A 24,239-nucleotide genomic window follows, 5' to 3' on the forward strand; every position below is an offset into this window, starting at 1 on the left:
CACTGGTTATGCTTCAATCGATGATTAGCAAGCTGTTCAAAGACCAATCTATGGTTTTGAAAAAACAAGATAAGCCAATAACCATTTTAAAAAAGAAAAGAGATCGTTTTTACCTTAAAGAAAATCCTGAAGATATGCTTAGGGTAACAAAACTCGCTTTCAATCCGCCGTTGCCTTATTCGGGACCTGGTGTGTCAAGAGGAGCCGTAGCTGGTGCTGGTGTTTATGCCGCCTTGGGTAGAGATCGCCTAAAAGGAGCCATCGTAGGCGACTGGTTAGAAAAAAGAAGAAAAGGTAGAGAAGTCCATCAGATGTCTTTGATTTTAGAGTCTGAGACTGGACGTCAAGAAACCATTGACATGAAGGTTAAGCAAGATTCTGCAATCAAAATATATCGATTTTTCAAAGAATCCTAACAGATGGACCAGATCAAACCCAATTGATCTGGTTTCTTGATGATGCCGCGTTTGAAGTGCAGCCTTATTTTGGAAATAACTAAGGAACCTAGAGATAATTGGCACAGATGTGATGTCAAATAGAGAAACCTTCAAAAGCTACTAATAGCATAAATTCATAAAGTGAATTGAGCTACTATTGCCGGGAAAGTCATTAATTTAGGTAGGCTTTGTCTAAAGTCTTAGAAAATTATACAGACAAGACTAGTTGGTTAATCCTCAAAAATATCTAAGGTTTTGGTCAGGACGAGTCAATAATCATGATTTTTTCTGGCTAGAAAATGGATGCAGTTGATGTCGTAAGAGTAAGAGAGTAAGACAATGTATTGGCTGTATTACTTTTTTGAAACACAGTCAAAGAGACCTTGTGACGACGTTGTTATAGTGTGCTGTACTGAGAACGTGGGATTTCACAGGATTTGAAGGTTACGATGGGGTGTAATCAGAAGAATTGAAAGACAATTGAACAAGCTGGTGAATATTGGAATAGTTCATCACATTTGAAGGATTGTAGGAATCAATATATAGTAGCTCAACCTGTCTTTTATCAGGTAGATTCGGAGAAGCAAGATGGCTAGAACAACTTTTATATGGGACTTTGATGGCACTTTGGTAGATTCTTATCCAGCTATTCTGGAATCACTGAAGATGACCTATCAGGCCTTTCAGATTCCATTTGATGCTGGCGCTGTGGAAAAGTATATTTTAGAGAAATCGACAGGTGACTTATTGTTAGAGCTGGAGAGAGTTTATCATATTCCATTCGAACGGTTGAAGAAAAAGCAATCGATGGAACAGGCGGCGCGTGATGATCGTATTGTCTTAATGCCAGGAGCCAGAGAGGTTTTAGAATGGACAAGAAAGCAAGGGATTCAAAATATGATCTACACGCACAAGGGGGCGACTACCGAATCAGTTTTGAAAAAATTGGGTATCTCTGACTATTTTAGAGAAATCATAACCTCAGCCGATGGTTTTAAACGAAAACCGCATTCTCAAGCAGTGGATTACCTTGTGGAAAAATACCACTTAGCTAGAGCCTCAACGGTCTATATAGGCGATAGAAGTATTGATATGGATTTAGCATTTCAGTCAGGTATTAAGTCCATTAATTTGACGCAAGTAGACAATACGTTTAATCATAAGATAACAAAATTGACCGATATTTTTGAGATTATCGATTAACGACCATTTTGTTTTGGAAACGGTGCAACTGACTTTATCAACAGATACGAACAATCCAGTATCGTGAGTCTTTCTGTTACAAACATGCTTGTATAGCCTTCTTGACATTTGTCTGGTCATAAAATATACTATGCCTATGGTAGAAAGTTATTCACAAAACGCAAACCACAATATGAGACGTCCTGTTGTTAAGGAAGAAATTGTGGATTATATGCGAACACACTTATTAGAAAACCAAGGTCATTTAGCAGAGATTGAAGCGTTTGCCCATGAGCATAATATTCCTATTATTCAGCATGAGGTAGTAGCTTATTTTCGTCTATTAATGAAAACTTTGGCTCCTAAACATATCTTAGAGATTGGGACAGCAATAGGTTTTTCAGCTCTTTTGATGGCAGAGTTTGCACCAGAATCTCAAATCACAACGATTGATCGTAACCCTGAGATGATTGGATTAGCTAAAGAAAATTTTGATCAGTATGACAGTCGCAAACAAATTAGGCTTTTAGAAGGGGATGCAGTAGATTTGATCAAGGGCTTGGATCAAGAGTATGATTTTGTCTTCATGGATTCAGCTAAATCTAAATATATTGTATTCTTACCGGAAATTCTTAAACATGTGAAAAAAGGTGGCCTTATTGTCTTTGACGATATTTTCCAAGGAGGAGATATTGCCAAGCCGATAGAAGAGGTGCGACGTGGGCAGAGAACCATTTATCGAGGCTTACATCGACTTTTTGATAGCACCCTAAAACATCCAGGACTAACTGCAAGTCTTATTCCAATGAGTGATGGGTTATTGTTGTTGAGAAAAGATGAGGATGACGTTATCCTCTCAGATTAAGCCACATTTAAGCTAACTTATGCTATAATGGATAGCGTTAATGAAAGTGGGAGTAATCCAGCAGTGATTAACTCCCTTTTTGAAGGAGTTCCACGAAATGAAAAAACAAACCAAATTGTTGACAGGTGTTGTTACCTTGATGTCAGTATTAACCCTAGCTGCTTGTTCTCAAGAAACAAGTCCAAAGGACAATCTTGTTACGATGAAAGGTGATACCCTTACTGTATCAGACTTTTACAATCAAGCTAAAGAAACAACGGCAGGAAAACAAGCGATGCTTACCTTGGTATTGGATCGTGTTTTTGAGAAACAGTATGGTGACAAAATTAGTGATAAAGAAGTCACTAAGGCCTATAACGAGCAAGTTGATGCTTATGGTTCAAACTTTGCAGCTGCTCTAACTTCAGCTGGTATGACGGAAAAAACTTATAAACAACAAATTCGTATTAAAAAAATGATTGACTTTGCTGTTGAAAAAGCTGCTAAAAAGGAATTGACAGATAGTAATTATCAAAAAGCTTATCAAAACTATACCCCAGAAACCACAGCACAAGTCATTAAATTAGACACTGAAGAAAAGGCTAAAGAAACGCTTGAGAAAGCTAAAGCTGAAGGAGCTGACTTTGGCAAGATTGCTAAGGAGAATACTAAGTCTGATAAAGTAGACTATAAGTTTGATTCATCAGATACAACCTTGCCGAAAGAAGTTAAAGAGGCAGCCTTCAAACTTCAAGAAGGCGAAGTGTCAGAAGTGGTCAAAGTGGTTGATACAAAGACTTATAAGCCAGACTACTATATTGTTAAAACAAACAAAAAAGAGGCTAAAAATCCAGATTGGAAAACTTACAAGAAACGTTTGACAGAAACCATTATCAATGATAAAAAATCAGACGCAAGTTTCCAAAACCAAGTGATCGGCAAAGCGCTTGAAAAAGCCAATGTCAAAATCAAAGACAAGAGCTTTAGCAATATCTTGTCACAATATACGGCAACGAACTCAAGCACACCGTCAAGTTCCTCAAAATAGTCTGTCTTGACCAAAAGAAGAAAAATGATTATAATGTAGACAGTAAGAATAATCTTTTAGAGGTCTTCTTCAGAAAGCTGATGGTTGTTGCGAATCAGCGAGGCTTAAAAGATTTGCTACTTACTCGTTAACAATTTGACATAATAAAGAGAATGACAAGTTCATTGAATGAAGGTGGTACCGCGGTTTTCGCCCTTCGTTTGGTGGACTTGTCTTATTTTGGAGGAAAGCCTATGAAGACCTTTCACGTTAAGCAAAAAATGTTATCTCTAGGTGGTAAATTCACGATTGCTGATGACTTAGGCATACCAACCTATCAGGTCGAAGGATCATTTTTAAAATTTCCCAAAACGTTTACGATATCAGATATCGAGGGACGAGAAGTCAGTCGAATTGAAAAGAAATTCCTCAGTTTCTTACCCCGATTTGATGTGAAATTAGCAGACGGGAATCACTTTGTTATCAAGAAAGCTTTCACTTTTTTCAAATCTCGGTATCAGATTGAAGGTCTGGGAATCGAGGTTAAAGGAGATGTTTGGGATTTATCGTTTAATTTGCAAAAAGATGGGCATCAGATTGCTAACATTAAGAAAGAGTTATGGCACTTGACCTCTACTTATATCGTCGAAGTCTACGATGAAACTTATAGTGACTTGGTCATTTCCCTGGTTATAGCTATTGATTATGTCAAAGAGCAAGAAGCCGCACAAGCCTCATCAAGTTCTGTTTAATGAAACTCGGTGGGTGACAATAAAACCGCTCAGAAGCGTACACAAAAAAGGAGATAGTAATGAAATCTTTATCATCAGCAGAAATTCGCCAAATGTGGCTTGATTTTTGGAAATCAAAGGGTCACTCTGTTGAACCCTCTGCCAACTTGGTTCCTGTTAATGATCCAACATTGTTGTGGATTAACTCAGGTGTCGCAACTCTCAAAAAATATTTTGACGGGTCAGTTATTCCTGAAAATCCACGTATTACCAATGCTCAAAAATCAATTCGAACCAATGACATTGAAAATGTTGGTAAAACGGCTCGCCATCATACCATGTTTGAGATGCTTGGTAACTTCTCAATTGGGGATTATTTCCGTGATGAAGCGATTGAGTGGGGATTTGAACTCCTAACCAGTCCTGAATGGTTTGCTTTTCCAAAAGAAAAACTCTACATCACTTATTATCCTGAAGATAAGGACACCTACAATCGTTGGATTGCCTTAGGGGTAGAACCTGACCATCTTGTTCCTTTAGAAGAAAACTTCTGGGAAATCGGTAGCGGCCCATCTGGACCTGATACTGAGATTTTCTTTGATCGCGGAGAAGCCTTTGATCCTGAAAATATCGGCATCCGTCTGCTTGAAGAAGATTTGGAAAATGATCGTTATATCGAAATCTGGAATATTGTCTTATCACAATTTAATGCAGATCCTGAAATCCCACGTTCTGAGTACAAAGAATTACCAAGTAAAAACATTGATACGGGTGCAGGTCTAGAGCGTCTGGCAGCTATTTTCCAAGGAGCCAAAACAAACTTTGAAACAGACCTCTTTATGCCAATTATCAGTGAAGTGGAGAAATTGTCTGGTAAGACTTATGATCCAGATGGCGACAACATGAGTTTCAAGGTCATTGCTGACCATATTCGCGCCCTTTCGTTTGCGATTGGTGACGGGGCGCTTCCTGGTAATGAAGGTCGTGGCTACGTTCTTCGTCGCCTGCTTCGTCGCGCAGTAATGCACGGTCGTCATTTGGGGATTACTGAGGCTTTCCTTTACAAGCTTGTGGCAACGGTAGGTCATATCATGGAGAGTTATTATCCAGAAGTTCTTGAAAAACGTGACTTTATTGAAAAAATTGTCAAACGTGAAGAGGAAACATTTGCTCGTACCATTGATGCTGGTACAGGCCACCTAGAGGACCTCTTATCAGGACTTAAAGCTGCTGGTAAGGACACGCTTGACGGTAAAAATATCTTTAAACTATACGATACTTATGGCTTCCCAGTCGAATTAACAGAAGAATTAGCAGAAGATGCTGGTTACAAAATTGACCATGAGGGCTTTAAAGCAGCTATGAAAGAGCAACAAGATCGTGCGCGTGCGGCTGTTGTTAAGGGCGGCTCAATGGGGATGCAAAATGAAACCCTTGCTGGTATCACGGAACCATCTGAATTTGTTTACGACGCTGATAACTTGGAATCAAATCTTTCTGTTATCATTGTGGATAATGAACGTTCGGAAGTCGTTTCTGAAGGTCAAGCACTTCTTGTTTTCGAGAAAACACCATTCTATGCTGAAATGGGTGGACAAGTAGCTGATCGTGGTGTCATCAAAAACGATAAAGGGGACATTGTTGCCAAGGTGACTGATGTTCAAAAAGCACCAAATGGCCAAGCGCTTCACACGGTTGATGTTTTAGCAAGCCTTTCTATTGGGACCAGTTATTCACTTGAAATCGATAAAGAGCGTCGTTTCTCAGTAGAGAAAAACCACACGGCAACACACTTACTACATGCTGCGCTGCATCATGTTATCGGTGAGCACGCTACTCAGGCTGGTTCTTTGAATGAAGAAGGTTTCCTTCGTTTTGACTTCACACATTTCGAGGCTGTGACAGTAGAGGAACTCCGTCAAATTGAAACAGAGGTCAATGAACAAATCTGGAATGCCATTGCTGTTAAAACGGTTGAAACAGATGTGGAAACTGCCAAAGAAATGGGAGCTATGGCTCTCTTTGGTGAAAAATACGGTAAGGTTGTTCGTGTTGTCACTATTGGTGATTATTCTGTGGAACTTTGTGGTGGTACCCATGTATCAAATACTTCTGAAATTGGACTCTTCAAGATTGTCAAAGAAGAAGGAATCGGATCAGGTACTCGCCGTATTCTAGCGGTTACTGGTAAAGAAGCTTTTCAAGCTTTCCGCGCTCAAGAAGATGCTCTAAAAACGATTGCAAGAGCCCTTAAAGTACCACAATTGAAGGAAGTTCCAAATAAGGTCAATAGCCTTAACGAGCAATTGCGTGATCTTCAAAAAGAAAATGCAGAACTCAAAGAAAAAGCAGCTGCGGCACAAGCAGGCGATGTCTTTAAAGATGTCAAAGAAGCCAATGGTGTGCGCTACATTGCTACACAAGTTGAAGTGGCAGATGCAGGTGCCCTTCGTACCTTCGCTGATAACTGGAAACAAAAAGATTACTCTGATGTTCTTGTCCTCGCAGCAAGCATTGGTGAGAAGGTCAATGTTCTTGTGGCCAGCAAAGCTAAAGCAGTTCATGCAGGTAATACTATTAAAGCCCTTGCGCCAATCGTATCAGGTCGCGGTGGTGGTAAACCAGACATGGCTATGGCTGGAGGATCAGATGCTTCTAAGATGGCTGACTTATTAGCAGCAGTGCCAGAGCAATTCTAAAACAATCGTCATATCACAAAAATCAATCAGCTAGGCTGGTTGATTTTTTGGTTATGAGGCTTTAAGCCCCGTCTCGCTCCGCTAGGTACGAGACAAATCAACCCCGCTATGCGGGTGTGCTTGAATGTTATACAAAAAATCTCCAAAAACGCTACAATAAAGGTGTTCAAGCCTACTGTAAAGCGAAAGGAGATACTAATATGGCACAAAAGGCACATAGTTTATCGCACACAAAATGGATGTGTAAATATTACATTGTGTTTATCCCTAAGTATAGACGAAAAATCATCTATAAACAATATAGAAGTAGTTTGTCGTGTGTTTTCAACTATTAGTGTTAGCACTTAGAAAAAATTGGGTATAATTAGGCTGTTAACGAGAGAAAATTTAATATTTTTTTCAAAAAAGTTATGAAATTGTTTAAAAAATTACACTTATCAAAAATTAGGATAGGTGCAATTTTTCATGCGTTTGATGTTGTTTTTTTCATATTTCTACGATTTCGATGAATTTTATGATAAAATAGTTAGGTTGAGTTTTCTTTTGAAAACCATAAATTTTTATTCACAAAGGGGAAAATAGTGACTATTTTTCGTCAAAAAAATACCAGTCTTGATAAGACTGAAATGAAGCGTCATCTAAAAGTTATTGATCTTGTCTTTTTAGGACTTGGTTCAATGGTGGGGACTGGTATTTTCACTATTACAGGGATTGGTGCAGCACAATACGCTGGACCAGCTCTGATTGTTTCAATTGCCTTATCAGCCATTGCTGTCGGAATTTTCGCTCTCTTTTACGCTGAGTTTGCCTCACGTATTCCTGCAAATGGTGGCGCCTATTCCTATATTTATGCTACCTTAGGCGAGTTTCCAGCTTGGATAGCTGGCTGGATGATTATCATGGAATTTCTTTTTGCAGTCTCTAGTGTCGCCTCAGGCTGGAGTTCTTATTTGAAAGGTTTGCTAGCTAATTACGGCATCCAGTTACCTGCTGCTATAAATGGTACGTTTAATCCTGGTAAGGGTCAGTATATCGACCTTTTGCCAGTTTTAGTCATGTTTTTTGTGACAGCCATTGTCCTCATGGATTCTAAAAAAGCGATGCGATTTAATAGCGCTTTGGTTGTTCTCAAATTTTCAGCCTTGGCACTTTTTATTCTTTTAGGATTATTCTTTCTAAAACCTGAAAACTGGACGCCTTTCTCACCATTTGGTTGGGGAAACCCTGTTGGAGGGCAATCAGGGATAATGGCAGGTGCTTCCATCATGTTCTTTGCCTTTCTTGGCTTCGAGTCCATTTCTATGGCAGTCGATGAAGTTCATGACCCACAGCAAAAAGTCCCCAAAGGAATCACCTTATCTTTGATCATTGTGACAGCTATCTATATGGTGGTTACTTTGATTCTAACAGGTATGGTGCATTACACAAAACTTAATGTACCTGATGCAGTAGCATATGCGCTTCGCTCGGTAGGATTGACATGGGCTGGTAATTATGTATCGGTTGTTGCTATCTTAACCTTGATTACTGTCTGTATTTCAATGACATTTGCCTTGTCACGGACCATTTACAGTATCAGTCGAGATGGTTTACTTCCAAAAGCATTGAGTCAAGTGACTAAGACATCACGTATACCACGAAATGCAACCTTAGTAACCGGTCTAGGAGCTATGGTATTTGCCGGTATGGTGCCATTAGCCAGTTTAGCAGAATTTGTTAATATTACAACGCTTGCTTATATGATGCTTTTAGCTATTGCTATTATCGTCTTACGTAAGCAACAAGGGTTACCGAAAGCTGGCGAATTCAAGATGCCATTTGTTCCCATCTTACCCATTTTGGGAATTGTGATTTGTTTAGTCTTTATGAGTCAATATCAAGTAGTGACATGGATCGCTTTCTTGATATCATTGGTTATAGGAGCCTTGATCTATTTCGGTTATGGTTACAAACATTCGACAATTAACAATGACAAATAAGAGGTATCCATATGGTTAAAAAAATGACTATCGTTTCCATTATTTTTATGTCAGTGGCTACCATTGCCCATCTGGTGATGTCTATAATCGCTTTTCAAAATGGTGCTAGTCTCAGTAAAAATATTCTAAATGGCATTTTAATGATCGTCTTTGTTAGTATTATCAAAACCTTATTGGAACTTAGAAAAACAAAATAACCAAGTAGAGTTATGCTCTCTACTTGGTTTTTTCATGTCTAAAAGGCAAATTCGATCGTTACGAATTCAAAAGAATGTTGCAAATCTTCGAGGATCAGTGGTTTGAGATTTACAGAATGTGAGATGAGATTTAAATCAGTTGGGTCAATGATGTGCACGCGAATATTGATATGAGTCCCTTGTTTATAAATAGAGATATCCAGGCCGTGATATTGCTTATTAAAATGTGTCTGGAAAATATCATGGATCAGAGGCACAATTTGCTTATTTCGTATTGGTGATTGTGTGAATTCTTTAAAAGAATCCGTTAAAACAGCTAAGGGTTCTTTATAGGAAAAAATAACCAGAATTAGGGTGATGAAAAAATCTGCTGTATAGTGGAGAAAGCCAAGTTTGCTTTCTATCGGGATGACCGTAAGAAGTAAAATGGCGATACCGACACCCGCAGATATAAGACCATCGATAAAATTACCTTTACTTTCTGCTGCAATAATAGTAGACAAATTATTGATTTGATGATTTTTCTGACGATTATAAAATCCTAAACCAAAGCAAAGAATAACCATTGTAATCGTGTAAGGAAGAACCAGATTTGTCTCAACCACATCCCCTTTTCCGTGGATAAAATAAGCATAAGCTGCAGCACTGGTTTCTAGCAGAGTGATAATCAGCAACATAAAGGTAGCGATAGATTTTAAAATACCGTATAGTGGTTCTAAGAAATACATTCCATTTGGGAAAGTTGTCGTTTTACGGTGACTATTACTAGAAATAAAAACGGCAGCCAAAGTTGATATAAATGCAATTAAGGAGAAAACACCGTCTAAAAGAAGAGCATTTAAATCAGTTACAATATAGATAATAAGTCCAGAAAGTCCAATAATAAAATTTCCGATTGTAGATACAATAAGTGATTGCCTCTCAACTTGTTTTTGAGTCATAGTTGCTCCTTGAAAAGAATGTCTTAGTTTTAGTATAACAATTTTTAGAAGTTGCTTCAAATGCAAATGAAATCGTCAGATAGTTATTAGATTCAAAAAAACCAAGCCCGGAAGCTTGGTTTCTAGCTGAAATAGAGAAGATTGTTAAAGTCCCATATTATAATCATCATCTTGCATAGCTTCAACGCTACCAAGGAGATAACCATTACCAACCTGACTAAAGAAGTCATGGTTAGAAGTTCCGGTTGAAATACCGTTCATAACGATGGGGTTGACGTCATTTGCAGTATCTGGGAAGAGGGGATCTTGACCTAAGTTCATGAGGGCCTTGTTAGCGTTATAGCGAAGGAAGGTCATCACTTCCTCAGTCCAGCCAACATTGTCATAAAGTGTTTGGGTGTATAATTCCTCGTTCTCATAGAGGCTGTATAGTAAATCGTACATCCATTCGCGAAATTCTTCTTGTTTGTCTTCTGGTAATTCGTTGAAACCTAATTGGAATTTATACCCAATATAAGTTCCATGAACAGATTCATCACGGATAATTAATTTAATAATTTCAGCGACGTTAGCTAGTTTATTATTACCAAGATAATAAAGTGGGGTGAAGAAACCAGAGTAGAATAAGAAGGTTTCTAGGAAGGTAGAAGCTACTTTTTTCTGAAGAGCATCACCATTCTTGTAGATTTCATTGATAATTTCAGCTTTACGTTGGAGATAAGGATTGGTATTGGTCCATTCAAAGATATCTTCAATCTCTTTTTTAGTATTTAAAGTCGAAAAGATCGAAGAATAAGATTTCGCATGGACAGATTCCATAAACTGGATATTATTGAGGACAGCTTCTTCGTGAGGCGTGCGAACATCTGCACGAATAGCTTCGACGCCGGTTTCAGATTGAAGGGTGTCAAGAAGCGTTAGACCACCAAAAACTTTACCGACAAGATCTTTTTCTTCGGCAGAAAGTTTACGCCAATCGTCTAAGTCATTAGACAAAGGAATGCGGGTATCGAGCCAGAATTGTTCCGTTAACTTCTCCCAAGTAGACTTATCGATAACATCTTCGATTTCATTCCAGTTGATCGCTTCATAATAAGTAAAATGTGACATGGAGACTCCTTAAAAACAGAAATAGTAAAAAACTTACGCTTATAGTTTAACATAAACAAGCAGCCAACTTCAAAATAAGCTGGCTGAATGTCGGATAGAGTGGCGGTAATGCTAGATAGGCTTCAAAGATATAGGTTAGTAATATGGCTCATTGTCCTAAATGACGAAAAGAGTCATTCGATATCAAGGACTTGTTAAGACGGTAAGGCATTGACCTTTTGATCCTATTATTGGCATATCATTTGATGAGTTACTAGCAGAAACTACTAAGATAGGTTATACCAAGATGAAATCCCTTCTATCCATTAGCTAGAAAAGACTTGGTTGCAGAAAGAGATAATCCATAATGATGGGTATTGTTCTCTTGTGCTTTAATAATAGGTATATCCTTAAATCACGCAGCTTTCACATTGGTTAGCACCAACTTCATCGCCATCATCTGTGTAGGTACGAACATAATAGATGGATTTAATGCCTTTGTTGAAGGCGTAGTTACGTAGGATGGATAAATCACGTGTTGTTTGTTTAGTGTCGCTACCTTTCCATTCATAGAGACCAATTGGAATGTCGCTTCGCATGAAGAGTGTCAATGACAAGCCTTGATCAACGTGCTCAGTAGCAGCAGCATAAACATCGATAACTTTACGCATATTCATATCATAGGCTGATTTGTAGTAGGGAATAGTGTCTGTTGAAAGTCCTGCAGCTGGGTAATAGATTTTTCCAATTTTCTTCTCTTGGCGTTCTTCAACGCGTTGCGTAATAGGATGGATCGAAGCAGAGACATCATTGATGTAAGAGATAGAACCGTTAGGAGCAACAGCTAAGCGGTTTTGGTGGTAAAGCCCATCTGCCATAACTGCCTGACGAAGAGCTTCCCAATCTTCAGCTTGAGGAATGAAGTGGTCTTTGAAGAGCTCTTTAACCAAATCTGATTTCGGTACAAACTGGCCAGTCACATACTTGTCAAAATAGCTACCATCAGCGTATTTTGACTTGTCAAATCCAACAAAACTGGTTTGGCGTTCACGCGCAATTTCATTGGATGCGACCAGTGTCCAGTAGTTGAGTAACATAAAGTAAATATCAGTGAACTCGATTGACTCTGGGCTTCCATATTCAATGTGTTTCTGAGCAAGGAAAGAGTGAAGTCCCATCGCTCCCAGTCCAAAAGTATGGGCTTGATCATTACCATTTTTAATAGACGGGACAGCCTCGATATTTGACGAATCGGTAACAAAGGTTAGTGCACGCGTCATGGCCTTGATAGAGCGACCAAAATCAGGCGAAGTCATCATGTTAACGACGTTGGTTGAGCCAAGGTTACATGAGATATCAGTTCCCATTGAAAGGTAATTTTGCCCGTCATCGATGAGACTTGGTCTTTGCACTTGAAGAATCTCTGAACACAAGTTTGACATGATGATTTTACCATCGATAGGATTAGAACGATTGGCAGTGTCAACATTAACAATATAGGGATAACCAGACTCTTGTTGCAATTTGGAAATCTCTGTTTCTAAATCACGAGCTTTTATTTTTGTTTTCTCTATATTGGGATTGGCTACCAGTTCATCGTATTTTTCAGTGATATCGATGTAGTTGAAAGGGATGCCGTATTCTTTTTCGACACTATATGGGCTAAAGAGGTACATGTCTTCATTTTTGCGAGCCAATTCGTAGAATTTATCAGGAACTGTTACGCCAAGTGAGAGGGTTTTAACACGTACTTTTTCATCAGCGTTTTCTTTCTTAGTAGAAAGAAAAGCAATGATATCTGGGTGGAAAACATTGAGATAAACCACACCGGCACCTTGACGTTGTCCTAATTGATTAGAATATGAGAAACTATCTTCAAATAATTTCATCACTGGAACAACGCCAGAAGCAGCTCCGGCAAAGCCTTTGATAGGTGCACCAGCTTCACGAAGGTTGGAAAGAGAAATGCCAACACCGCCACCGATACGTGACAGTTGGAGAGCTGAGTTGATGGAACGACCGATTGAGTTCATATCGTCAGTAACTTGAATCAAGAAACAAGATACCAACTCACCACGTCGGCTACGTCCAGCATTGAGGAAAGAAGGTGTAGCAGGCTGGTAGCGTTGGTTAATCATCTCTTTAGCTAAATCACGCGCTAGTTCCTCGTCTCCATCAGCGAAGTAGAGGGCATTAAACATCACACGATCTACCATGCTTTCAAGGTATGACTCACCATCATTTGTTTTGAGAGCGTATTGTTGATGGAATTTATAGGCAGCCATAAATGACTTGAATTGGAAGCCTTCGTTTTCTAATTCTTGCGCTAATGATTCGATAAAGGCTTGGCTATATTTTTGGATAAAACCTGTTTCGATGTAGTCGTTTTCAATGAGATAATTGATCTTTTCTGTAACGGAAGAAAAGGACATCATGTTAGGTTTGACATTTTCTTCAAAGAAAGCAGCGAGAGCTTCTTTATCCTTATGTAAAGGAATTTGTCCATCAACGGGACGGTTAATTTCATTATTTAAACGGAAATAAGTAACATTTCCTAAATCTTTAAGACTCATTTGATAAGATTCCTTTTACTATATTAGTGTCAATTGACGTGCCACTAAATTCTAATTTATAAAGTAGCGGTAGGTGATATGTTTATGATAATTCCCTAGCTTCTCGACAAAAATCAGAACCGAAATTTCGATTGCCAATGCTAATAATGCCGTGGCGATAGGCTGAATTGTCCTCAATAAAGTCTTCGACATAATCAACGTTATCATTGTATGTAGGGATGATTAAAACAAATTTATCATGACACTGGGGTGGTTGCCCATGTGCGGTTAAGAGCACTTTATCATCCTGGGCAATATCAAGTTTGTCGATGAATCTGGCCGTCTGACCAGTCAAAGTGTGAAAAGCAACTTTCAATGGGATAACCTAATGCTAAATGATTTCTTTAAGTTTAGCGGGCTGGAATCCAGAGAAAACAATATCACCAGCTTGAATGACTGGAGCCGATGCAAACCCTAAACTTTTAACATATTCGATGTGTTCAGGTTCTTCGTCAATATTGATCTCTTTGAAAGAAACGCCTTCTTTTTCTAAGAATTTTTTAGTCATTTTACATTGCATACAATTATTTTTTGAAAAAATAGTAATATTACTCATTTAATAACTCTCCTTTTTAAGTACCACAATAGCATACCCAAAAATGATATAAATTGCAATAGATTGCTATCAACAAAACACAAAATATAGTTATACATTTTTGTTATACCCCAATATATTGTGTTTTATTGAAAATGCGAAGAAAACAGACGAAGACAGTATTCTGGCCGATAGTTACCTAAAAGTAGCTGATGATTTCTTTCTATAGCGTTTGAAAAAGCTATCCTTGTCTTTTGAGGTTGATAATGTAAGTAGGTGGAAAGCAACTTGTAAATTTTTTCAATCAAGATTATAAAATCTTGAAAAAAAAAATAGCTTATGATATAATTGGAAATTGTAAGGGTTATCATGGATGACTCAAAAATTAAAAAGAGAAAAAAGGAGAACCATCATGGCTTCTAAAGATTTTCACATTGTAGCAGAAACAGGTATTCACGCTCGTCCAGCAACTTTGCTCGTTCAAACAGCTAGCAAATTCGCTTCAGACATTACTCTTGACTACAAAGGTAAAGCAGTAAACCTTAAATCAATCATGGGTGTTATGAGTCTTGGTGTTGGTCAAGGTGCTGACGTGACTATTTCTGCAGAAGGTGCAGATGCTGATGACGCTCTTGCTGCAATCGAAGAAACAATGACAAAAGAAGGATTGGCATAAGAAAATGACAGAAATGCTTAAAGGAATTGCAGCATCTGATGGTGTTGCTGTTGCTAAAGCATACTTATTGGTTCAACCGGATTTGTCATTTGAGACTGTTTCAGTTTCAGATACAGATGCAGAAGAAGCTCGTCTGGATGCAGCTCTAGCGGCGTCTCAAGACGAGCTTTCTGTTATCCGTGAAAAAGCCGTAGGTACGCTTGGTGAAGAAGCAGCATCCGTTTTTGATGCTCATTTAATGGTTCTTGCTGACCCAGAAATGATTGGTCAGATTAAAGAAACAATTCGCGCAAAACAAGTTAACGCAGAAGCTGGTTTGAAAGAAGTTACTGACATGTTCGTAACGCTTTTTGAAGGTATGGAAGATAACCCGTACATGCAAGAGCGTGCAGCTGATATTCGTGACGTTGCAAAACGTGTCTTGGCTCACCTCCTTGGTGTGAAGCTCCCAAACCCAGCAACGATTAGTGAAGAGTCAATTGTTATTGCTCATGACTTGACCCCTTCAGATACCGCTCAACTTGATAAGAGTTTTGTTAAAGCTTTCGTAACTAATATCGGTGGTCGTACAAGTCACTCAGCTATCATGGCTCGTACTCTTGAGATTGGTGCTGTTCTTGGAACTAACAACATTACCGAACTTGTCAAAGATGGCGATATTTTAGCTGTTAATGGTATTACTGGTGAGGTTATTATTAACCCAACACAAGATCAAATTGCCGAATTTGTCGAAGCTGGTAAGGCTTATGCTGCACAGAAAGCTGAATGGGCTCTTCTTAAAAATGCGCAAACGGTCACAGCTGATGGCAAACATTTCGAATTAGCTGCTAATATTGGTACACCAAAAGATGTTGAAGGTGTTAACGATAATGGTGCCGAAGCGGTAGGACTCTACCGTACTGAGTTCTTGTACATGGATTCTCAAGACTTCCCTACAGAAGATGAGCAATATGAAGCATACAAGGCTGTACTAGAAGGTATGGACGGTAAGCCAGTTGTGGTTCGTACAATGGATATTGGTGGTGACAAGGAACTTCCTTACTTTGATCTTCCAGACGAAATGAACCCATTCCTTGGTTTCCGTGCGCTTCGTATCTCAATTTCTGAAACTGGTGATCAAATGTTCCGTACGCAGATCCGCGCTCTTCTTCGCGCATCTGTACATGGTCAATTGCGCATCATGTTCCCAATGGTTGCTTTACTGAAAGAATTCCGTGCAGCAAAAGCAGTCTTTGATGAAGAAAAAGCTAACTTGCTCTCTGAAGGTGTAGCAGTAGCAGATGATATCCAAGTAGGTATCATGATTGAGATCCCAGCAGCAGCTATGCTTGCTGATCAATTTGCTAAAGAAGTTGACTTCTTCTCAATTGGTACAAATGACCTTATCCAATACACTATGGCAGCAGACCGTATGAATGAACAAGTTTCATACCTCTACCAACCATATAACCCATCAATCCTCCGCTTGATTAACAATGTTATCAAGGCAGCTCATGCTGAAGGTAAATGGGCAGGTATGTGTGGTGAGATGGCTGGTGATCAACAGGCTGTACCACTCCTTGTCGGAATGGGTCTAGATGAGTTCTCAATGTCAGCAACATCAGTACTTCGGACACGTAGTCTGATGAAATCACTTGATTCAGCTAAAATGCAAGAGTATGCTCACCGTGCTCTTACAGAATGCTCAACTGCTGAAGAAGTTCTTGAACTTCAAAAAGAATATCTATAATTAAGGACTAAGAAGAGGGAAACCTCTTTTTAGTTTGTTTAAACTATTCAATAAAACACGAAAGTTCTAGTACGTTAGGTATCAAATAATTGTATTCCCTAGATAAAGTGTTAAAATAGAAAACATACTAAGTGTGAAGGAGGCAAGGATTTGTCTAAACAATATAAAAACCTTGTCAATGGAGAGTGGAAGCTTTCTGACAATGAAATTAAAATTTACGCTCCAGCAACAGGAGAAGAACTAGGTTCTGTTCCAGCTATGAGTCAAGAAGAAGTAGACTATGTGTATGAAACTGCAAAAGCTGCGCAACCAGCTTGGCGTGCACTTTCATACGTGGAACGTGCAGCTTATCTCCACAAAGTAGCAGATATTCTTGAGCGTGATGCAGAGAAAATCGGTGAAGTTCTGTCGAAAGAAATTGCTAAAGGTTACAAAGCAGCGGTTAGTGAAGTAACTCGTACTGCTGATATTGTTCGTTATGCAGCTGAAGAAGGTGTTCGCATGCAAGGTGAAGTCTTAGAAGGCGGTAGCTTTGATGCAGCAAGTAAGAAAAAAATAGCGATGGTACGTCGCGAACCTCTTGGTTTAGTACTGGCTATCTCACCTTTTAACTATCCTATTAATTTGGCTGGTTCGAAGATTGCTCCCGCGTTGATTTCAGGGAATGTTGTTGCCCTTAAACCACCAACGCAAGGGTCAATATCTGGTCTTGTCTTGGCTGAAGTGTTCGCTGAAGCTGGCATTCCAGCAGGTGTCTTTAGTACCATTACAGGTCGCGGTTCAGTTATCGGTGACTACATTGTAGAACATGAAGCCGTCAACTTTATCAACTTTACAGGATCAACAGCAGTTGGTGAACGGATTGGTAAAATGGCTGGTATGCGCCCAATTATGCTCGAACTCGGCGGTAAAGACTCAGCTATCGTCCTTGAAGATGCTGACCTTGAGATTGCTGCTAAAAATATCGTAGACGGTGCCTTTGGTTATTCGGGGCAACGTTGTACAGCAGTGAAACGTGTTCTGGTTATGGATAGTGTCGCTGATCAGCTAGTTGATATTATTCGTGAAAAAGTTCTTAAATTGACAGTTGGTAGTCCTGAAGAAAATGCAGACATCACATCGCTTATCGATACTGCTGCTGCTGACTTTGTTGAGGGCCTTGTAAACGATGCTGTTGAGAAAGGGGCTGATGCCAAGACTGACATCATTCGTGAAGGAAATCTTATTTGTCCAATTCTTTTTGATAAAGTGACAACTGATATGAAATTGGCTTGGGAAGAGCCATTTGGTCCAGTCCTCCCAGTTATTCGCGTGTCTTCTGTTGAAGAAGCTATCGACATTTCAAATAAGTCTGAATACGGTCTTCAAGCTTCTGTCTTTACAAATGACTTCCCGCTTGCTTTCTCAATTGCAGAACAACTTGAAGTGGGTACAGTGCATATCAATAACAAAACACAACGTGGTACAGATAACTTCCCATTCTTGGGAGCTAAAAAATCTGGTGCGGGTACGCAAGGGGTTAAATACTCTATTGAAGCCATGACAACTCTAAAATCTGTTGTTTTTGATATCAAATAATAGCGAAAGGTCGTTCTAATCATTAGAGCGGCTTTTTAAATTTTTCTTGTTTTTTTTAATGTCACTCTTTATAATGGAAGAAAGGAGATTAAGAATGAAGAAAATTGTACTAGTACTTGGATTTGTTGCTGCTGTGCTTTCATTGGTATGGTTTATGGGGAAATCGTTTTATGTTCAGCAGCGACAAGAGAAAATCATGACATTTGTCGAAGATTTTCAAAAAGAAATTAATCGCGAGATTCCAATCTCAAATGGTCAAGAAGTATGGCGTCATAAAGAGTCTTGGATCTATTTTAATACTGGCGGTGAGGGAAGCTATGTGCAGAAGAAACTAGAAGAATTCATGCCAGAAAAGAACCAATTAGGACAATATGACAATCATGACATTAATCATCTCCACTTACTTTATCCTAAAAAAGTGGCATCAGATTTAGAGCATGTTTCTGAATTACAATTAAAGAAATCGTCTTACAAAATTGATTGGTTTGATATTAAAAAGGAAAAAAAGACAAACTTAAAGTCACTTTATTTTAAAGATGGGGCTTATAAAGATCCCTTTACGCTAAATGATTTGATTAAAGATAAAGCTGCCTTTCGAAAAGTAATCGAGACCACAGCCCAAGATAAGTCGTGGTCGCAAGACAGAAAAGAGACTATTTTAAAACCCTTTGAGAGTGATGATTGGTCGGAGATTCCATTTTCTTATAAAAAAGATCAGTTAGTCTTAACAAAAGATCTTAGCCTACCTATCAATCGTTTTTTAGATTCTGTTCAGGGAAAATACCTTAAAGGGGACGCCTTAAAAACTTATCAAGCTTACGTCGCTAAAAATCGCCAAAATCTTAAGAGAGTCGCTTTGACTTTTGATGATGGTCCTAACCCAGCGACAACGCCCAAAGTTGTTGATATTTTGAAGCGATATAATGCTAAAGCGACCTTCTTCACTATTGGTCAAAAGATAGCAGGACAGGAAGAATTACTGAAAAAAATGGTTGATCAAGGAAATGAAATTGGTAACCATACATGGACTCATCCTAATTTGACAACTTTGTCTGGTGAAGCGGTCAAACAAGAAATTAATGATACAAATGCAGCTATTGAGAAGGCTATTAAGCAAAAGCCAACTCTAATGCGTCCGCCATATGGTGCAACCAATACCATGGTTCAGTCTGCTGCGGGGATGAAAGAAGTTATGTGGACGGTTGATACCTTAGACTGGCAGAGCCATTCCACACCTGCCATAATGAAAAAGGTACAGGAGCAGTTAAAACCTGGAGGTATTATTTTGATGCACGACATTCATCAAACTTCGGTTGATGCCTTACCATCAGTTTTAGAATACCTTAAATCACAAGGCTATGAAGTTGTCACAGTCAGTGAATTGAATGGTTATTAATAATTGGAAATGTACTCAAAAATAGCAGTCAGGCCAAAGGCCTAGCTGCTATTTTTTTAAGGTTAAAGACTGATTTTTGAGTTGTAATTCTTGGACAGAAGCCATTCTTTTGAGTTTTTTTAAATCTTCTTTGTGAGTAACAAGCGAGATAACCTGCCCTTCTTTACCCATGCGTCCAGTACGTCCAGCCCTGTGAGTATAAGTGTCACGATCACGAGGGATATCAAAATTAATAACGGTTTCAAGGTTGTCAATATCAATACCTCTAGCGACAAGATCGGTGGCCAGCAATAGAGTGAGGTCATGATTTTTAAATTTCTCCAAAATGACTTTTCGCATTTTGACGTTAATATCACTAGCGAGAGAAATGGCAGAAGTACCGATAAACTGAAGACGCTCTTCAACGGCTCCTAAATCAGATAGATGATTAAAAAACGTAAGTCCCCGAAAATCTGGGATATTACTTAGTTTGCGCAATAGCTCCAAACGATCGCGTTTCTCAACACTAATGTAGTAGTGTTTAATAGTGGTGTTGTCTTGATTGGAAAGATCGATAATTTTTGTATTTTCAGCTAGACTATCGCTGCTTATTTTTTGTGTGGCTGAGAGATAGACCATCTGATGATCGCGTGGCACATGATTGCTTATTTTAGTGACAAATGGCATTTGTGATTCACTTAGCAGTTCATCATATTCATCCAAAACAATGGTATTGATGTTCATCATTTTCACTTTTTTTAGTTTAATCAATTCAAAGATGCGACCAGGTGTTCCAATGATAATCTCTGGTCCTTTTTTTAGACGTTCGATTTGTCTTTTCTGACTAGATCCTGAAAGAAGCAACTGAGGTGTTAATCCGATAGGCTCGGCCCAAGTTTTAGCAACATCAAATAATTGACCAGCTAATTCACTATTTGGGGCGAGTATCAGCAATTGTTGTGCCTTTTTAGGTGTTAGGTTCAAAAGCAGAGGCCACATATAGGCCAATGTTTTACCAGTACCTGTTGGGCTAATACCTAGAATATTTTCGCCAGCAGATAGTGGTGTAAATAAGTCATTTTGGATGGGGGTTGTTTCTTTAAATCCAAGACTAGTCAGTTGATCTTGCCATTCTTTAGGAAGTTGTTTAATCATGAAAAGTTCCTTTATTTTTCTGTAGATTTGCTTTATATTATAGCATGATTTGTGATATAATAGCTAACAATGTTGTTAAAAATGGAGCGAACAATGCGTAAAAAACCTATTATTATTGGTGTTACTGGTGGTTCTGGTGGTGGAAAAACCAGTGTTTCTCGAGCAATTTTAGCTAATTTTACAGACGAAAAAATTGCCATGATTGAGCATGATTCTTATTACAAAGATCAAGCACATTTAACGTTTGATGAACGTGTGAAGACTAACTATGACCATCCGCTTGCTTTTGATACTGACTTGATGATTGATCAGTTAAATGAACTCATCGAAGGTCGGCCTGTGGATATTCCAGTTTACGATTACACTCAACATACCCGTAGCAGCAAAACTTATCGTCAAGAGCCACAAGATGTTTTTATTGTGGAAGGAATTCTTGTTTTAGAAGATAAGCGTTTGAGAGATTTGATGGACATCAAGTTATTTGTGGATACAGATGATGATATCCGTATTATCCGTCGTATCAAGCGTGATATGGAAGAGCGTGGCCGTAGTTTGGATAGTATTATCGATCAATATACCAGTGTTGTTAAGCCGATGTATCATCAATTTATTGAACCAACTAAGCGTTATGCAGATATTGTTATTCCTGAGGGCGTTTCAAATACAGTTGCACTTGATCTCATCAATACTAAGGTGGCAAGTATTTTAAGTGAATCTCATTAATCAAGCGTCAGTGATAAAATCGGTGGGCCAACGAAATATAGTTCACCGATTTTTTAGTAGGGAGAGAAGATGGGCATCGTGTTGGTGGCGGTTTTACTTATTTGGAATCTAATGGTTTTTGTAGCTTATGGATATGATAAACAGCAAGCTGTCAGGGGAAATTGGCGATTATCAGAGCGATTTTTACTGACGATCACGCTATTGTTTGGCGGCTTTGGTGCTTTACTTGGAGCAAGACTATGGCATCATAAAACACAGAAGTGGTACTTTGTGTGGACATGGTGGTTGGGTATATTAGTAACACTTGGCTTACTCTGTCTTTATTTCTATAGAGCAAGTTTGTGATGAGACACAGAAACGGATGTCTTTAAAGTTAGAGTAGAAGTATCAAGTTAGAAGTTAAATATGATATAATAATGCCTATGAACAAGAGTACAAAAAAAGATAATTACGAGATTCTTTTAGCCCAAGCTCGTGGGTTATTTGCTAATGAGACTAACGCTTTAGCTAATCTTTCCAATGCTTCAGCGATGATAAGAGCGACACTGCCTAATACTGTTTTTTCAGGATTTTACCTGTTTAATGGTCAGGAGTTGATCTTGGGACCTTTCCAAGGAAATGTTTCCTGTGTGCATATCGCACTTGGAAAAGGTGTCTGTGGCGAAGCAGCGAAGACGAATGAAACGCTTATTGTTGAGGATGTTACTAAGCATGCCAACTATATTTCTTGCGATTCTGCAGCAATGAGTGAGATTGTTGTTCCGATGGTGAAAGGGAATAAACTAGTTGGTGTTCTTGACTTAGATTCTAGTGTTATTGGTGATTATGATGTCATTGATCAAGAATACTTGGAAAAATTTGTTGCTATTTTGCTTGAAAAAACACGTTTTAATTTCCAAATGTTTGGAGTAGAGGAATAATGTATCAAGCCCTTTATCGCAAATACCGGAGCCAACGCTTTGATGATATGGTTGGGCAGACGGTCATTTCGACAACCTTAAAAAAAGCCGTTGCTTCCGGTAAAATTAGCCATGCCTATCTGTTTTCTGGTCCACGTGGAACTGGAAAAACCAGTGCAGCTAAAATTTTCGCAAAAGCCATGAACTGTCCTAATCAAGTTGATGGTGAGCCATGTAATCACTGCGATATTTGCCGTGATATTACCAAAGGTAGTCTTGAGGATGTCATTGAAATAGATGCGGCGTCAAATAATGGCGTTGATGAAATCCGTGATATTCGTGACAAATCAACCTATGCCTCAAGTCGGGCGACTTATAAGGTTTACATCATTGATGAGGTTCACATGTTATCCACCGGGGCCTTCAATGCATTGTTAAAAACCTTAGAAGAACCGACGGAAAATGTGGTCTTTATCCTGGCAACAACAGAACTACATAAAATTCCGGCGACCATTTTATCACGTGTTCAGCGTTTTGAATTTAAGGCTATCAAGTTGGCTGAGATTAGTCGTCATATGGCGACTGTTTTAGAAGAAGAGTCGATTACTTATGATAAGGATGCTCTAACCCTCATTGCCCGCAGGGCTGAGGGTGGGATGAGAGATGCCCTGTCTATTTTAGATCAGGCACTTTCTTTATCAACGGACCAGGGTGGTGTCACTCGAGAAATTGCCGAAGAAATCACAGGATCAATCAGCCTATCCAGTTTGGATGCCTATGTCGAAAGTTTGATGATCAGTGACACAGCTGCAGCCTTACACCATTTGGACATTATTTTTGACCAAGGAAAAAGCATGAGCCGCTTTGTGACAGATTTGCTACAATATCTAAGAGATCTTATCATTGTCCAATCAGGCGGTGAAAACACACACACGAGCCCTGTTTTTGAAGCTAATTTAGCTTTGGAAACACAACTTATTTTTGATATGATTGATGCTGTAACTGTCGGTTTGCAACAAATCAAACAAGGAACCCATCCTAAGATTTACGCTGAGATGCTGACCATTCGTTTGTCTGAAAAAGTGGCCAAGGGACCGAAAAACTCCGACCTACCAGATACTGTTTGGCAGGAAATCAAAGAAATGAAAAATGAAATAGTGCAGCTGAAAAAAGCCTTGTCTGAAAAAGCTAATCAGCCAGCTGCTATTTCTGAAACGAGACCGGCTAAACGCATGACACGCTTTAAAGTGGATCGGGAAAAAATCATGACGATCATGCAGGAGACAGTTGAAGATGCTGAAAAATCACGCCAGTATTTAGAGGCTTTGAAAACCTCTTGGAATGAAATTTTGGATTCAATTACACCGCAGAATCGTGCCTTACTGCTAGGTTCTGAGCCAGTTTTAGCGAATAGTGAAAATGCCATTTTAGCTTTTGATGCTGCCTTTAATGCAGAACAGGTAATGAAACGCACTGATTTAAATGATATTTTTGGAAATATCATGAGTAAAGCAGCTGGTTTTTCTCCTAATATTATGGCTGTTCCCAAATCGGATTTCAACAGTATTCGTACAGAATTTGCCAAACGCATGAAGTCGGCTAAAGAAACAACAGAGACTGAAGAAAAACAAGCGGTTATTCCAGAGGATTTTGCCTTTTTATCAGATAAAATTTCGACAGTAGAAGATTAAGGAATCAGTCTTTATTTACAGAAAGTGCTTTACGATAAGCTAGTTTAAAATAGTCATCTTTTAGTTAAAAAAGAGAAGGATAGGCTGAGCTAGTTATCCTTCTCTTATGGTTTATGTGGCTTTAAGCCCAGTCTCGCTCC

General features: G+C 38.8%; 22 protein-coding genes and 1 pseudogene. 17 read left to right on the plus strand and 6 right to left on the minus strand.

Features of this window, described 5'->3' with window-relative positions; translation table 11 throughout:
* Window positions 1-8 precede the first annotated feature (8 nt).
* From A2G56_RS00695 to A2G56_RS00730, 9 genes and pseudogenes are all read left to right on the plus strand, one after another.
* Window positions 9-416, plus strand: coding sequence for a hypothetical protein (locus A2G56_RS00695; RefSeq protein WP_237334423.1), 408 nt, complete (start codon window positions 9-11; stop codon window positions 414-416).
* Window positions 417-1,025: 609 nt separating this feature from the next.
* The gene (locus A2G56_RS00700; RefSeq protein WP_062707634.1) at window positions 1,026-1,640 is read left to right on the plus strand and encodes an HAD-IA family hydrolase; all 615 of its coding nucleotides are present in this window, start codon (window positions 1,026-1,028) and stop codon (window positions 1,638-1,640) included.
* Between the two features lie 136 nt (window positions 1,641-1,776).
* The gene (locus A2G56_RS00705; protein ID WP_062712295.1) at window positions 1,777-2,484 is read left to right on the plus strand and encodes an O-methyltransferase; all 708 of its coding nucleotides are present in this window, start codon (window positions 1,777-1,779) and stop codon (window positions 2,482-2,484) included.
* 97 nt (window positions 2,485-2,581) lie between these two features.
* Window positions 2,582-3,511, plus strand: coding sequence for a peptidylprolyl isomerase PrsA (prsA, locus tag A2G56_RS00710; protein ID WP_062707637.1), 930 nt, complete (start codon window positions 2,582-2,584; stop codon window positions 3,509-3,511).
* 233 nt (window positions 3,512-3,744) lie between these two features.
* Entirely contained in the window at window positions 3,745-4,242 is a 498-nt protein-coding gene (locus A2G56_RS00715; protein WP_062712297.1) for an LURP-one-related/scramblase family protein, read from the plus strand.
* Between the two features lie 59 nt (window positions 4,243-4,301).
* Window positions 4,302-6,920, plus strand: coding sequence for an alanine--tRNA ligase (gene alaS / locus A2G56_RS00720; RefSeq protein WP_062707640.1), 2,619 nt, complete (start codon window positions 4,302-4,304; stop codon window positions 6,918-6,920).
* Between the two features lie 200 nt (window positions 6,921-7,120).
* Window positions 7,121-7,234 (plus strand): annotated as a pseudogene (locus A2G56_RS10415) (IS200/IS605 family transposase); the annotation flags it as partial.
* Window positions 7,235-7,498: 264 nt separating this feature from the next.
* On the plus strand, window positions 7,499-8,899 hold the full coding sequence (locus tag A2G56_RS00725; protein ID WP_172793798.1) for an APC family permease: 1,401 nt from the start codon (window positions 7,499-7,501) through the stop codon (window positions 8,897-8,899).
* Window positions 8,900-8,910: 11 nt separating this feature from the next.
* Window positions 8,911-9,096 (plus strand): hypothetical protein, encoded by a 186-nt coding sequence (locus A2G56_RS00730; protein WP_062707649.1) that lies wholly within the window; start codon window positions 8,911-8,913, stop codon window positions 9,094-9,096.
* A 38-nt stretch (window positions 9,097-9,134) separates the two neighbouring features.
* On the opposite strand, the gene A2G56_RS00735 is transcribed toward A2G56_RS00730, so the two are convergent.
* The 5 genes from A2G56_RS00735 to nrdH form a co-directional block, all read right to left on the minus strand.
* Entirely contained in the window at window positions 9,135-10,037 is a 903-nt protein-coding gene (locus A2G56_RS00735; protein ID WP_062707652.1) for a cation transporter, read from the minus strand.
* Window positions 10,038-10,181: 144 nt separating this feature from the next.
* Entirely contained in the window at window positions 10,182-11,147 is a 966-nt protein-coding gene (gene nrdF, locus A2G56_RS00740; RefSeq protein ID WP_062707654.1) for a class 1b ribonucleoside-diphosphate reductase subunit beta, read from the minus strand.
* A gap of 389 nt (window positions 11,148-11,536) precedes the next feature.
* Window positions 11,537-13,699, minus strand: a complete 2,163-nt coding sequence (gene nrdE / locus A2G56_RS00745; RefSeq protein ID WP_062707657.1) for a class 1b ribonucleoside-diphosphate reductase subunit alpha — start codon at window positions 13,697-13,699, stop codon at window positions 11,537-11,539.
* A gap of 82 nt (window positions 13,700-13,781) precedes the next feature.
* Window positions 13,782-14,033, minus strand: a complete 252-nt coding sequence (locus A2G56_RS00750; RefSeq protein WP_157761181.1) for a class Ib ribonucleoside-diphosphate reductase assembly flavoprotein NrdI — start codon at window positions 14,031-14,033, stop codon at window positions 13,782-13,784.
* A 36-nt stretch (window positions 14,034-14,069) separates the two neighbouring features.
* Entirely contained in the window at window positions 14,070-14,294 is a 225-nt protein-coding gene (gene nrdH / locus A2G56_RS00755; RefSeq protein WP_062707665.1) for a glutaredoxin-like protein NrdH, read from the minus strand.
* A 391-nt stretch (window positions 14,295-14,685) separates the two neighbouring features.
* On the opposite strand from nrdH, the gene A2G56_RS00760 reads away from it, so the two are divergent.
* The 4 genes from A2G56_RS00760 to A2G56_RS00775 all read left to right on the plus strand — a co-directional run bounded on the left by A2G56_RS00760 (window position 14,686) and on the right by A2G56_RS00775 (window position 19,652).
* Window positions 14,686-14,949 (plus strand): phosphocarrier protein HPr, encoded by a 264-nt coding sequence (locus tag A2G56_RS00760; protein ID WP_003064009.1) that lies wholly within the window; start codon window positions 14,686-14,688, stop codon window positions 14,947-14,949.
* 4 nt (window positions 14,950-14,953) lie between these two features.
* The gene (ptsP, locus tag A2G56_RS00765; protein ID WP_062707669.1) at window positions 14,954-16,678 is read left to right on the plus strand and encodes a phosphoenolpyruvate--protein phosphotransferase; all 1,725 of its coding nucleotides are present in this window, start codon (window positions 14,954-14,956) and stop codon (window positions 16,676-16,678) included.
* 150 nt (window positions 16,679-16,828) lie between these two features.
* Entirely contained in the window at window positions 16,829-18,256 is a 1,428-nt protein-coding gene (locus tag A2G56_RS00770) for an NADP-dependent glyceraldehyde-3-phosphate dehydrogenase (protein ID WP_062707672.1), read from the plus strand.
* A 94-nt stretch (window positions 18,257-18,350) separates the two neighbouring features.
* Window positions 18,351-19,652, plus strand: coding sequence for a polysaccharide deacetylase family protein (locus A2G56_RS00775; protein ID WP_062707675.1), 1,302 nt, complete (start codon window positions 18,351-18,353; stop codon window positions 19,650-19,652).
* A 48-nt stretch (window positions 19,653-19,700) separates the two neighbouring features.
* Here the strand turns inward: A2G56_RS00775 and A2G56_RS00780 are convergent, their stop codons facing one another.
* On the minus strand, window positions 19,701-20,786 hold the full coding sequence (locus A2G56_RS00780) for a DEAD/DEAH box helicase (protein WP_062707678.1): 1,086 nt from the start codon (window positions 20,784-20,786) through the stop codon (window positions 19,701-19,703).
* 93 nt (window positions 20,787-20,879) lie between these two features.
* Here A2G56_RS00780 and udk point away from each other — a divergent pair, with 93 nt between their 5' ends.
* The 4 genes from udk to dnaX all read left to right on the plus strand — a co-directional run bounded on the left by udk (window position 20,880) and on the right by dnaX (window position 24,099).
* Window positions 20,880-21,509, plus strand: a complete 630-nt coding sequence (gene udk, locus A2G56_RS00785) for a uridine kinase (RefSeq protein WP_062707679.1) — start codon at window positions 20,880-20,882, stop codon at window positions 21,507-21,509.
* Between the two features lie 69 nt (window positions 21,510-21,578).
* The gene (locus tag A2G56_RS00790; protein ID WP_062707682.1) at window positions 21,579-21,854 is read left to right on the plus strand and encodes a DUF1294 domain-containing protein; all 276 of its coding nucleotides are present in this window, start codon (window positions 21,579-21,581) and stop codon (window positions 21,852-21,854) included.
* 77 nt (window positions 21,855-21,931) lie between these two features.
* Window positions 21,932-22,429 carry a GAF domain-containing protein gene (locus A2G56_RS00795; RefSeq protein ID WP_062712299.1) on the plus strand — a complete coding sequence of 166 codons (498 nt, stop codon included), beginning with the start codon at window positions 21,932-21,934 and terminating at the stop codon, window positions 22,427-22,429.
* A complete protein-coding gene (dnaX, locus tag A2G56_RS00800) occupies window positions 22,429-24,099 on the plus strand; it encodes a DNA polymerase III subunit gamma/tau (RefSeq protein ID WP_062707685.1) in 1,671 nt (556 codons plus the stop codon). Before A2G56_RS00795 ends, dnaX begins: the two co-directional genes overlap by 1 nt.
* Window positions 24,100-24,239 lie beyond the last annotated feature (140 nt).

Origin of the sequence: Streptococcus halotolerans, from assembly GCF_001598035.1 — a bacterium.
Lineage (GTDB): Bacteria > Bacillota > Bacilli > Lactobacillales > Streptococcaceae > Streptococcus > Streptococcus halotolerans.